The 12,207-nt window shown below is 67.9% G+C and carries 11 protein-coding genes; 3 read left to right on the top strand and 8 right to left on the bottom strand.

The window, feature by feature from the left end:
• Positions 1 to 65 precede the first annotated feature (65 nt).
• A complete protein-coding gene (locus AB0D01_RS35385; RefSeq protein ID WP_363062715.1) occupies positions 66 to 1,025 on the bottom strand; it encodes a D-2-hydroxyacid dehydrogenase family protein in 960 nt (319 codons plus the stop codon).
• 264 nt (positions 1,026 to 1,289) lie between these two features.
• The gene (locus tag AB0D01_RS35380) at positions 1,290 to 1,925 is read right to left on the bottom strand and encodes a hypothetical protein (protein ID WP_363062713.1); all 636 of its coding nucleotides are present in this window, start codon (positions 1,923 to 1,925) and stop codon (positions 1,290 to 1,292) included.
• 285 nt (positions 1,926 to 2,210) lie between these two features.
• Between AB0D01_RS35380 and AB0D01_RS35375 the strand changes: the two genes are divergently transcribed.
• Entirely contained in the window at positions 2,211 to 2,957 is a 747-nt protein-coding gene (locus AB0D01_RS35375; RefSeq protein ID WP_363062711.1) for a hypothetical protein, read from the top strand.
• Between the two features lie 176 nt (positions 2,958 to 3,133).
• On the opposite strand, the gene AB0D01_RS35370 is transcribed toward AB0D01_RS35375, so the two are convergent.
• The gene (locus AB0D01_RS35370) at positions 3,134 to 3,694 is read right to left on the bottom strand and encodes an SMI1/KNR4 family protein (protein WP_363062709.1); all 561 of its coding nucleotides are present in this window, start codon (positions 3,692 to 3,694) and stop codon (positions 3,134 to 3,136) included.
• A 499-nt stretch (positions 3,695 to 4,193) separates the two neighbouring features.
• The gene (locus tag AB0D01_RS35365) at positions 4,194 to 4,625 is read right to left on the bottom strand and encodes a DUF4259 domain-containing protein (RefSeq protein WP_363062707.1); all 432 of its coding nucleotides are present in this window, start codon (positions 4,623 to 4,625) and stop codon (positions 4,194 to 4,196) included.
• Between the two features lie 400 nt (positions 4,626 to 5,025).
• On the opposite strand from AB0D01_RS35365, the gene AB0D01_RS35360 reads away from it, so the two are divergent.
• Positions 5,026 to 5,466, top strand: coding sequence for a hypothetical protein (locus AB0D01_RS35360; protein WP_363062705.1), 441 nt, complete (start codon positions 5,026 to 5,028; stop codon positions 5,464 to 5,466).
• Between the two features lie 488 nt (positions 5,467 to 5,954).
• On the top strand, positions 5,955 to 6,518 hold the full coding sequence (locus tag AB0D01_RS35355) for a YbaK/EbsC family protein (RefSeq protein ID WP_363062703.1): 564 nt from the start codon (positions 5,955 to 5,957) through the stop codon (positions 6,516 to 6,518).
• 136 nt (positions 6,519 to 6,654) lie between these two features.
• Here the strand turns inward: AB0D01_RS35355 and AB0D01_RS35350 are convergent, their stop codons facing one another.
• From AB0D01_RS35350 to AB0D01_RS35335, 4 genes are all read right to left on the bottom strand, one after another.
• Positions 6,655 to 7,470, bottom strand: coding sequence for an ABC transporter permease (locus AB0D01_RS35350; protein WP_363062701.1), 816 nt, complete (start codon positions 7,468 to 7,470; stop codon positions 6,655 to 6,657).
• On the bottom strand, positions 7,467 to 8,453 hold the full coding sequence (locus AB0D01_RS35345; protein WP_363062699.1) for an ATP-binding cassette domain-containing protein: 987 nt from the start codon (positions 8,451 to 8,453) through the stop codon (positions 7,467 to 7,469). Before AB0D01_RS35345 ends, AB0D01_RS35350 begins: the two co-directional genes overlap by 4 nt.
• Before the next feature lie 242 nt (positions 8,454 to 8,695).
• Entirely contained in the window at positions 8,696 to 9,850 is a 1,155-nt protein-coding gene (locus tag AB0D01_RS35340) for an RICIN domain-containing protein (RefSeq protein WP_363062697.1), read from the bottom strand.
• Between the two features lie 49 nt (positions 9,851 to 9,899).
• Positions 9,900 to 11,699 (bottom strand): FG-GAP-like repeat-containing protein, encoded by a 1,800-nt coding sequence (locus AB0D01_RS35335; RefSeq protein ID WP_363062695.1) that lies wholly within the window; start codon positions 11,697 to 11,699, stop codon positions 9,900 to 9,902.
• Positions 11,700 to 12,207: the final 508 nt, after the last annotated feature.

The raw sequence follows: 12,207 nt of genomic DNA, 5'->3' as shown, positions 1-12,207 counted from the left end.
CCACCAAGGGTATTCAAGTCCGTACCCGGGCCGGCGGACACCCACCCACCGGCGGGGAGCGGGCGTCAGCCGAGGTGTCGGATCGGTGCGCCGGCCAGATAGGCCTCGATGTTCTCGACCGCATGGCTGTAGTACGTCTGGTAGTTGCTCTGCGACACGTAGCCGAGGTGCGGGGTGGCCAGGAGCCGGGGTGCGGTGCGCATGGGGTGGTCGGCGGGCAGCGGCTCGATGTCGAAGACGTCGATGCCGGCCCCGGCGATCCGGCCCCCGTGCAGCACGTCCAGCAGCGCGTCCTGGTCGACGATGTCCGCGCGCGAGGTGTTTACCAGATAGGCCGTCGGCTTGAGCAGGGCCAGATCGGGGGCGCCGAGCAGGCCCCGGGTGCGGTCGCCGAGCACCAGGTGGACGGAGACGAAGTCGCTGGTGCGCAGCAGGTCCTCCTTCGAGCCCGCCAGGTGGACACCGACCTCGTCCGCGCGTTCCTTGGTGAGGTTGTGGCTCCACGCCGTCACCTCCATGCCGAAGGCGAGGGCGACCTGGGCGACCTTGCTGCCGATCTTGCCGAGGCCGAGCAGGCCCAGGCGGCGGCCGTTCAGGTCGGCGCCGACGGTGGACTGCCAGGGGCCGCCGGTGCGCAGGGCGTTGTTCTCGGTGACGATGCCGCGGGCGAGGCCCAGCAGGAGCGCCCACGTGAGCTCGACCGGTGGGGTGGAGGCGCTGCCGGTGCCGCAGACGGTGACGCCGTGTCGTGTGGCGGCGGCGTAGTCGATGACGGAGTTGCGCATGCCCGAGGCGATGAGCAGCTTCAGTCGGGGCAGCCGCTCCAGTAGGAAGGCCGGGAAGGGAATGCGTTCGCGTAGGGTCACGATGATGTCGAAGTCGGATACCGCGGCGACCAACTCGTCTTCGGTCGTGAAGTGTTCCGTGAACGTGGTGACCTCTACCCGGTCCTGCACGGGAGTCCAGTCGGCCACCACGGTGGCCACGTCCTGGAAATCGTCGAGCACAGCGCAGCGCAGCCGCATGTCAATCCTCTCGGTAAGAGCGATGAAGGGGTGAAGCGCCGATGGTGGGCGCCGTGGGCAGGTTCAGCGTGCCGTGGTCGACATATACGCCGGAAGGGTCGCCGAGGCCGAGTGGGCGGGAGTCGGCCCGCCTGGCGCACGGGGTCGCCTGAGGGCCGGCGGGCGGGCCACGGCAGCGAGCAGGAACCACTACCCGCCCGCCAGGAAGAGCGGATCAGGCTGGCCGGCGGGCACGCTCGTGCGGTCCGCCGCGGTCGTATGCGGTCAGCGGGGGGATTCGACCAGGCCGGTCGCGATGAGTTCCTTGGTGCGGTTGACCGCTTCCGAGATGTCGGGGTGGCGGCCGGCGGGCGGGAAGAGGTCTACCGCACCGACCGCTCCGTGGTTCGCCCACAAGCAGGTGGTCATGGGGTGCGAGTTCCACACGTTCTGCTGGCAGGTGAGTGCGGCCGTCTGCGTGGTGACCGTCGTCGCCTCGCCGACCAGGGTTCGTTCGCTCTGCTGCGCCAGAGACTTGGTGTACACGTCTTTGACGGTTTTGAGCGGGTCCGGGACGGCTGCGTACAGGTTGTACTCGGCGGCGATGTGAGGTGCGGCCACGGTGCGCCCTTGGACGGCGAGACTGATCCGCTCCGGTCCGTAGCAGGTGTACTCCTCGGAATCCTTCTTGCCCTGGTGCTTGGGCAACGTGTCGGCGGTACGGGCACGAAGCCCGTACCGGAGCGAACCCCGAACACGGTCGCAGGTCATTCCCTTCACCGTGGGCACCCGCGGCTCCTCGTAACGGATTCCCGTGTCCTTGCCGAGCGGCTCGGACGTCAACTCCGAAGACCCGCCACCGCACCCCGCAAGCACCACAACCATCCCCGAAGTTCCGATGATGCTCTTCCAACCGCGCACGCCCGCGCCCCTCACTCTTCACACCGTCCGATGATCAAATCCGAACCATATAGGCGAGTGGCACGGAGCCGCTCCGCACGTACCGCCACCCACCTGCGGTCCTGGTTGCTGATCACCATGTCGTCCGCCGCGCCGGCCCTGTTCGCAGCCGCGTCGTCGAGCCAGACGACGAGCGCTGTCATGGCGTCCGGGCTTGGCCCAGACGCACCCGTCACCCCGGAAGGGCAGCGGCTTCCAACTGGCCCGGACGGGACTCGTGTCAGAATTCTGGTCTAGCTTTGGCCTGTGATTCACAGCAGCCTCACGGCCGGGGCGCCCCGCGAGCCTGACTTGCCGCCCTACCAGGTAGTTCTGGCGGAGACTGATTGGCGTTCGCTCCAGACAGCTTTCGGGAACGGCGAGTGCCTGCCCGAAGTCCTCGCACGGCTGCTGGAGCCTGATCCCAAGGTGCAGGTCACCGCTTTGTCGGAACTGAGTGAGTTGGTCGGCCACCAGAACACCATCTACGAAGCCACCGCCCCCGTTGCCACGTATGTCGCCGGCATCCTCACCCACCCGGCGACCATGACGCTCCGGCCGTATCGCAGCGTCCCCATCCGGGCGACATTGTTGAACTGGTTGGCTTCCATGGTTTACGACGCCTCCGACGACTTCGTAGACCGCGTTGGGCAGTACTTCCCCGGATTCCTCGCCCCCGGCACCCTCGTGGCCGGCTTCCGGGACCTGCGTCCGATGCTCTACCGAGCCGTCGCGCCCTTTCTACAGGACAGTCACGAGGCCGTGCGCGACGCCGCCTGCCTCGCCGCGCTCATCCTCGCCGAGCACCCCGCGCTGGCCCAACACCGCGATCACCTCGCCGTGCACGCGCGCCGCATCCTGGACACCAGCAGCGACGCCCCTGACCGGCGAATTGCCTGGAAGGCCCTCGAAGCATGGGGCCACGACGTATCCGAAATTGAACCTTCCCAGGAGGAGCCCTGGGACTGCGGGCCACACAGCGATGGCCGCGGCGATCTCGAGCCTCCCTTCTGATGGACAAGCGAACGGCCCACAGGCCCAAGGATGTGCGGCCGTTTAGAGGTAGTTCTCACCTGGAGTTCCCCCTTAAGGCCATCACACAGCTCATCTCGGGATGGAACATCGGACGAATCCAACCTCTCAGACCCCGCCACTGAGCGGGGTCTTCGTGCGTCTTGGAACGGAGAAGTTCAGGACGGCGTGTCCGCTTCCTGGTACTCGCTCACTTCGTACGGGACCTCAGACCATTCGAAGGATTCCCGGCTGATGAGCGGGATCTCCTCAGGTTCGCCGAGTACGCGCTCCAGGAACGCGACGAAGCCGGTGCGGTGCCATTCCCACCGGAACGTGTCCCAGCGGATCATCACGGTCCACTCGTCGGCGCCGTCGCCGGGCGGCCGCAGGAACACCAGGTCGCTGTCGAACGTGGCGATCACGGGGACCAGTCCCCCGGGCTCCGGGGCGACGGCGTACGGGAATTCCTCGGGGTGGTAACCCTGGGAGTCCCGCGCCTCCCGGGACACGCGGCTGATGAACCCCGGGAGATTCAGTGCGGCACCCCGAGGGTGCGACACGTAGAACGTCCCGTGGAGCACGCACGGACCGTAGGCCGACACGAAGGACTTGTACTCCTCAGGGAGGACCGTCCCCAGTTCGCCTTCCAGCCGATCCCACGCCGGGTCGGAGGGAGCGTCCGAGAATCCGCCGAACCGGGGCTCGCCCAGCAGGCTAATGACATGAGAAAAGTCCACCGGAAGTCCTCTATATGCAGTCATATTCGCTTTGGGCCTTTTTGGAGAGCCTGCAGTCGAGCCCGGTAGCCACTGGCATCGACACCTTGATGCGGCTCTTCGAAGGGACGGGGTGGCGTCGGGGTATACGGGTACCACCCCGTGGGCGATCGTCTTTGATCGTGCCGCCACGATGGCGTCGTACTCCAGATCGTACATATACCGGTCGATTGATGAACGCCGGGTGCGCGTCCGGCATCGGAACGCCGCGACTTGTCCCACATGCCGTTCACGCCCTCGTCGTGGACCCGGGGCACACGATCATCAGCACGACGAAGAACGCCCACAGCAGGTTGAAGATCCCGGTCGTCACCGAGATGCGCGGCGAGGGCGTCGCCCGCCTGTCCCCGCTGAATTCGCCCGCATCAACTACTGTCTGGACACTCTGCGGTGGCCTTCCGGCATGGCTCTGTTCACGGGTTGTGGTTCTGACTCAGCTTCCGTGCTGAGTGACGCTCCGTTACGGCTGGACGTCGAAGAGAGCAATGGACGGGGGTGGCGGGGCAAGCACTGCGCGAAGGCGCGTCAGTATGGCTCGCCACTGCTTCCAGTCCTCCGGGTCGACCCGGTTTGAGGCCGGCCCATCCTCGTCGTCGACGATGCGGGCGAGGGCTTCGTCGGCGAGTACCCGAAGGTCGGAAGGGAAGACGGGCATGGGCTTTTCCGGGCCGTAGGACATGTCGACGGGTTCGCCTCCCGGGCATTGCGCCGCGATCAAAGCGGCGGCGGCCACGGCCTCTTCCGCTTCCGTGAGATAGCCGGTGGCGTCGATCGTCCGAATGAGGACGCCTCGGATCAGGGCTTCACGCGCCTCGGGCTCGGCTTCGTCGAGCGCGTTGGCGAAGTCCGCGGCTGTGTCGTTGTCGAAGGGACCGGTATCCCAGGTGCCCATGCTGATCTCCTTGCGTATGGTCGCCCGGATCCTTGCATCACGTACTGACAACACGGCTACGGGGCGAGCAGGACCCGTTTGCGCAGGAGGTTGAAGCCTGCGCGGCCGAACATCTGTCGCTAGAGCATCTTGATCCGGTTGACGTGTCCTTCGACGACGCCGGAGTTCCAGGGCAAGGTGAGGCCGGCGATGACGGCGTCGCGGTCACGGCCGATGCCTGCGGCGAGGGTATGGAGGCCCCATACGGGACAGCCGGCCTTCCGCCCGGGGCTCGGCTCGGATGCGCCCCGGACCGTGCCGGGACCGCTTCGCAGCCCGGGGCGGGAACGGAGGCGGGTCCGGTCGCGTCCTTGCGGGTAGTGGGTGCGGGGGCGCGAGGTCCCGACGTAAGGGGGCATACATGACGCGGGGTGGGCAAGGGACCGGCCGGTGGCTGGTGGCCCTCTCGGTGGGCGTGCCGCTGGTGGTGGCCGCGATCGTCGTGACCGTGGTATTCGCGGGGACCGACATGTGGGGGCGCAGCCCGCTCCACCAGGCGGTGGACTCCTACCTGGACACGGTGGGTGGCGAGGGGGCCGCACCGATGCGCGGGCCGGAGAGCGGCTGCCCGCAGGTGGAGCAGGACCCGGCGGTCGCCCTCCGAGGGTTCTCAACTCCCGTCTTCGAGCACGAGATCGTCTCCTCCACCGCGAGCGGCGACAGCGCCTCCGTCAATGTGGACCTCAAGCCGAAGACGGGTGGACCGATCGCGGTCGTCCTGGACCTCCGCCGGACCGGCGATCGCTGGGAAGTCTGTTCAGCCGCCACCGGCAGGCTCGTGATCGATGCGGACCCCTTCTAGTTCCAGCACTCCAGTGTGACTTCGCGTTCCATGCGCTGGAGGGGCGGAGAAGCGCTGCCGGTCGTAGCTGCGACGTGCCGAAGCCTGGTGGCTTCTGCGCCGGTTCGACCACCGCGGGAGTGCGTTCAGGGCTGTTGTGGCGCCTGTGTCACACCAGTGCCGCGCCGCCGTCTTTCGCGAGCGTGGTGCCGGTGACGTAGGCGTCGGCCAGGACGAAGAGACAGGTCGCCGCGGCTTCCTCGGCCGTACTGGCGCACCGCGTGAGCAACTAGGACCCTACGTCCTGGAGAAAAGCCTCCGGGTCCGGGACACTGCCGTCCCGGCTGCGGCAGGCACGCCACAACCTCCTATCCCACCGTCGTCTTGCCGGCGCCCGCGCGCCCTCCGATGAGCAATACCTCTGCTCGATCCATGAAGTGCACCCTGGCACCAGGCAGTCGAACCACGCGAGCCGCGGGCAGCAGCGAGCGTGGTGCAGTATGGCCAGCATGATCATCCTGCCTCCGGTTTTCGACGGCCTCACGGACCTCGCCCCCGCCACGGATCGACTCGACGCCCTCGTCCCGGCGGTGGCAACCGCCCTGCGCCAATGGCAGGGGCCCGCCGCCGCCTCGGAGATCATCCACGCGATGACCGACCCGGAGTGGGCGGACACGGCGACGTTCGTGGAGCACTACGGCGGCGGGTTGCTGGAGGTCTCGGCGAACTGTGTGGTCGCGGCGGCGAAGCGAGGCGGGGAAACCCGGTACGCGGCCTGCCTGATCCCCTCCGCAACCCGCGCGGACCTCAACGGGGCGGCGCGCAAAGCCCTCGACGCCCGCAAGGTCTCCTTCGCGCCGCTGAGCGTGGTGGTGGAGACGACGGGCATGGAGTACGGCGGGGTCACCCCCATCGGCCTCCCGCCGCACTGGCCCCTCCTCCTGGACCCGAGCCTCCTCGCCATCCCCCACGTCCTCGTCGGCAGCGGCTCCCGAGCGGGCAAGCTGATCCTCCCCTCGAAATCCCTCCTCGACCTCCCCGGCGCCACTCCCGTCCCCGCCCTGGCCACCTGAGTGCCGATCCGCAGCACAGCGACGGTGGCGACATCACTCCGGTCATGCACGGACCGGCCGCCGCCTGACCACTCGTGACCGAGCGCGGCTCCTACGAGGATCGGCTGCCGCGAGCGCGGTCGGACGAGAGGTGGTGTCAGCGGCCGTGGGAGTTGTAGACGCGCAGGGCCAGCGGCATGAAGACCGCGGTGATGCCCGCCGCCCAGAGCAGTGACCACATGACGGACGAGCCGACCGGGGTGCCCAGCAGGAGCCCCCGGAAGGCGTCCGAGAGGTGCGTGACGGGGTTGAACTCGACCCATGCCTGCAGCCACCCCGGCATGGTCTCCACTCGGGCGAAGGCGGTACTCGCGAAGGTGATCGGGAAGATGATCGTGAAGGCGAAGACCTGTACCTTCTCGGCGTCGCCCGCCAGCATGCCGATCAGGACGGCCGTCCAGGAAACGGCGGCGGCGAAGGTCAGGAGAAGGAGCGTCGCGCCCAGGAAGCCCAGGGCGCTGCCCGTGAGGGTGAACCCGAGCAGGGTGCCGAGACCGATCATCAGCAGCATCGCCCAGAGCTGCTTCGCAAGGTCGGCGACGATGCGTCCGTAAAGGGGTGCCGCGCGGGCGATGGGGAGGCTGCGCAAGCGGTCGAACACCCCCTTCGTCAGGTCGGCGTTGAGCGACATCGCGGTGTACACGCTCATGAACAGGGTGTTCTGCACGATGATCCCGGCGAGCGCGTACTGCAGGTAGTCCTGCGGCGAGCCTGCCATCTGTCCGCCGAAGACGTACGTGAAGAGGAAGACGAACATGATCGGCGTGATGCTGTAGTCGACGAGTTCCAACGGGTTGTGCTTCACCGAGATCAGGCTCCGCCACACCATGGTGGCCGTCTGCCTCAGCGCCGCGCCCACGTGGACGCGGTTGCCCATACGGGGAGTCGCCCCCGGGAGGTTCGTGGCGGTCATGACGGACCTCCTGTGGGCGTGTGGTCGTCGTCGGACGCCTTCGGGCCGGCCGCCTGTGCCTTGTGACCGGTCAGGGCCAGGAACACCTCGTCCAGCGAGGAGCGGCGCAGGGTGAGCTCCGCCACGGCGATGCCCGCCTGGTCGAGGCGTCGCACCACCCCCGGCATGAGCGTGTCGGTGGTGACGGGGGCGATGACGCGATGATCCTCGATCACGGCCTGAGCGCCGGCTTCCTCCGTCACGAGCGCGCGGACCCTCGCCAGCTCGGCGGCCTCCACGGGCATCACGCTGAGGACCTGCCCACCGACCTGCGACTTCAGCTCGTCAGGAGCGCCCTGGGCGATGACGGTGCCCTGGTCGACGACGACGATGCTGTCGGAGAGCCGGTCGGCCTCGTCCAGATACTGCGTGGTCAACAGGGTGGTCATGCCTTCGGACACCAAACCACGCAGCATTCCCCACACCTCGCCGCGGCTGTGGGGATCGAGCCCGGTGGTCGGTTCGTCGAGGAACAGGACGCGGGGGCGCCCCACCAGGCTCGCCGCGAGGTCGAGGCGTCGCCTCATCCCGCCGGAGTACGTCTTCACGGCGCGCCCCGCGGCCTCTTCCAGGTGGAAGCGCCGCAGCAGTTCGGCGGACCGTGCGCGCGAGTCGGGGCGGGTCATGCCGAGAAGGCGCGCGATCATCACCAGGTTCTCGGTTCCCGTCATGTTGTCGTCCACCGCGGAGGACTGGGCTGTGAGGCCGATCAGGGACCGGACCTGGCGGGCTTGGCGCACCACTTCGTAGCCGCCGACCTCGGCATGGCCCCCGTCAGGATGCAGCAACGTGGCGAAGATCCGGACCGCCGTGGTCTTGCCGGCCCCGTTGGGTCCCAGCAGGCCCAAAACGGTGCCCTGGGGGACTTCGAGGTCGAGTCCTTTGAGCGCGGCGGTGCCCTTGAAGGCCTTGGTGAGACCCTCCGCTCTGATCGCGTGTGTCATGAGGTCACCCCGGTCGTCGAGGAATCGCCTCTTCCACTGTGCATGACGCCTCTGACAGCCACAGGGCCGAGGGGGCGGCCCGGGTGGGAGCGACGGCCCGGGCCGCACTCTGCGACGTCCGTACGACGTACGACGTACGGAGACAGGGGACCACGTAAAGTGTCGCCACTGTCTCGGCACGTGACACCCGACCGGCCGGCGTTCTCATCCGACCGGTCAGGTCCCCCGCGTCCTCCGGGCTCTCAGAGCTTCCAGACCTGGTCGATGTACTGCGGGTCGCAGCCCACCTGGACGACGGGTGCGCCGTTGTCCGGGGTGCGCCAGGAGACCAGCATGCAGCGGTTGGTCTGGGCGTTGCGGATGAGGTAGCCGCCGGCGGGGACCGGTTCCAACTTCCAGATCTGGTCGTTGTACTGCGGGTTGCAGTCGAACTGTTGTACCGGTGCGCCGTCGTCGGGGGTGCGCCAGGAGACGAAGAGGCAGCGGCCGGTGAACTCGTTGCGGATCAGGTGACCGCCGCCCGGGACGGGCACGAACTTCCAGATCTGGTCGGTGTACTGCGGGTCGCAGTCCACCATGACGGCGGGTGCGCTGTTCTCGGGGGTGCGCCAGCTGACGTACGCGCACTTGCCGCTGAGGGTGTTCACGATGGAGGCGGTGGTGAGCGTGACCTTTCGGAGCCAGGGTCCGAGGTCGTCGACGCGGGCGGAGAGGGCGCCGGTGCGGGTTTCGGTGGTGGCGGTGCCCAGGCAACCACCTTGCCAGGAGCGGGAGTTCACGGCGACGAGTTGGTCGGCCGCGTTCAGGAGGGGGCCGCCGGTGTCGCCCTTGCAGATCGCGTCCGTCCCCTTGCCGGTGAGGGTGAGGGAGGTGGCGTCGGAGCTGTTGAGCGTGAACGCCGCGGCGTGTGGCTTGTCGGGCACCCACTCGGTCCTCGTGCGGCCGAATCCGGCCGCGCTCAGGGTGGCGCCTGCGGTCGGGGCGGAGGTGGCGAGTTTCGCCGTCGGGGCGCCGACGACGGGTGAGGCCAGTCGGGCAAGGACGACGTCGCGGTCGTCGCGCGGCGCGAGCTCGGTGATGCCGAGGGTCCTGCCGTCGCCGAGGGTGGCGGTGGCACGTATCGCGGGTGGGCCGGCGGGGACGGTGGTGCCGGGGACGGTGGCGAAGCAGCTCGCGGCGGTCAGGACCCAGTACCGGTCGACGAGCGTCCCGGTGCAGGCTCGACCGTCGGTTTCGCCGCCGAGTGCGATTCGTACCGCGTAGGGGTGCTTGCCCGTGGCGACCTCGGGTCCCGTCGCCGCGGCGGCCGGGGTGGCGGGGACGACGCCGAGGGTGATCAGGGCCGTGGCGGCCAGGAAACCGGCGGCCCGAGCCGTGCGTGCGGAAAGTACGAACATGTCTCTTCCTTCGTGAGGACGACGTGCCGTGGGCGTGTGATCCGCGTGGTCAGGGGAGTTGGATGGCGTTCCAGTTCCAGCCCGCACCGGCGGGGACGCGCGCACTGCCCGTGAAGGGCTGGATGTGGCCGGCGCCGTCGGACAGGCCCGTGAACATACCGATCGCGCCGTCACCGTAGCGGTACATCATCCCCACATCAGCACGCCGATCACCGTCGAAATCACCCGCGAACAACTTCATCGACGACCGATCCCAACTCGCCGGCGGAACCGTATAACCAACGGAGAAATCACCGAACCCACCGCCCGCTCCACCCGAAGCGGTATAGAAACCGACCGAACCGTTCTGGTGGTAATAGGCCATCACCACATCGGACCGACCATCACCGTTGAAATCCCCCGGGAACAGATCGATCGCATCCCAGTTCCAACCCGCACTCGCCGGCACCCGAGCACTCGCGGTAAAGGGCTGGATGTGGCCCGCACCGTCCGACAAGCCCGTGAACATACCGATCGCACCATCACCGAAGCGGTACATCATCCCCACATCAGCACGCCGATCACCGTCGAAATCACCCGCGAACAACTTCATCGACGACCGATCCCAACTCGCCGGCGGAACCGTATAACCCACGGAGAAATCACCGAACCCACCGCCCACACCGCCCAAAGCAGTATAGAAACCGACCGAACCGTTCTGGTGGTAATAGGCCATCACCACATCGGACCGACCATCACCGTTGAAATCACCCGGGAACAGATCGATCGCATCCCAGTTCCAACCCGCACTCGCCGGCACCCGAGCACTCGCGGTAAAGGGCTGGATGTGGCCCGCACCGTCCGACAAGCCCGTGAACATACCGATCGCACCATCACCGAAGCGGTACATCATCCCCACATCAGCACGCCGATCACCATTGAAATCACCCGCGAACAACTTCATCGACGACCGATCCCAGCTCACCGGCGGAACCGTATAACCCACGGAGAAGTCACCGAAACCGCCGCCCGCTCCACCCAAAGCGGTGTAGAAACCGACCGAACCGTTCTGGTGGTAGTAGGCCATCACCACATCGGATCGGGCGTCGCCGTCGAAGTCGCGCGGGGTGGTCCGGCGGACGGATTCCTCGATCCAGGCGTGGAGGTCGTCGGTGCGGGAGCCGACGGCTCCGGTGCGGGTCTCGGTGGACGGGGTGCCGAGGCAGCCGCCCTGCCAGGAGCGGCTGTTGACGCCGATCAGGTCGCCGGCCGGGTCGAGGAGGGGGCCACCGGCGTCGCCCTTGCAGATGGTGTCGGAGCCCCGGCCGTTGAGGGTGAGGGTGGTGGCGTCGGTGGAGCCGATGATGAAGGTGCCGGTGTGGGGCTTGTCGACGACCCACTCGGTCTTGGTCCGTCCGAAGCCGGCGGTGGTGAGTTCGGTGCCGGCAGGCGGTACGGCGGTGGCGCGCTTGACCGGTGTGACGCCGGTGGCGGGCGCGGCCAGGCGGGCCAGGACGAAGTCGCGGTCGGTACGGGGGACGAGCTCGGTGACCTCGGCGGTCTGGCCGGTGCTCAGGGTGGCCGTGCTCCTCAGGGCGGGTCTGCCGGCCGGGACCGGGGAGCCGGGGGTCGTGGCGAAGCAGCTCGCGGCGGCGGCGATCCACATCTGTTCGACCACGACGCCGGTACAGGCACGGGAGTCGGCTTCCGCTCCGATGGCCAGCCGCACGACGGAGGGGAACCGCCCGGCTGCGGCTTCCGGGCCGGTGGCCGCGAGGGCGGCGGGCGGGCTCACCAATCCGGCCGAGACCGCGAGGGTGGTCACGGCCACACGGGCGGTCCACGCGGGACGCTGACGAGAAATGGGCATGGCAGTTCCTTCGTCTGATCTCGTGCGCGAGGCGGACCGCTTCCAACAAAAGGGGCAGCAAATATTCCGGGTGTTCCCACCCGCGACGGCTCCCCCCGTTGCCGGATGGAGCGTAGCCGTGGGTCCGGATCTCCGTAAGCATCGAAACAGGACAGAGACATGGCGAAAAGAGGGGTGAAGCCCGTACGGCCGACTGTGCGCTGAACAAACCTGAGGGTCGAATTCCGTATTGATCTCCAGATCCACCACTCCGCATCTCGCTACTCCCCCACATTCCGGATTCCGGCCTTTCGTGATTCGAATTCAACCCGCGCCGCGCACGTCGCTCCCCCGCCGACAGGGCCGGCGTGCGGCGTGGGAGCTCCGGGACGGGGGTACGGGCGGGTGGCCGCGAGGGCGGCGGGGCCGGCCGACTAAGGGTTGTCCCGTAAATGATCTTTGAGTTGCCTCGGGGATAGTGGGCTGCTGTACCGCCCGTAGGCCTATCCGGCGAGGGCGAGGTTGTGCA

The sequence above is a fragment of the Streptomyces sp. NPDC048606 genome (genome assembly GCF_040650855.1).
Classification (GTDB): Bacteria; Actinomycetota; Actinomycetes; order Streptomycetales; family Streptomycetaceae; genus Streptomyces.
The sequence above is the reverse complement of the archived record's forward strand: the minus strand, read 5'-3'. Positions and strand labels throughout refer to the sequence as shown.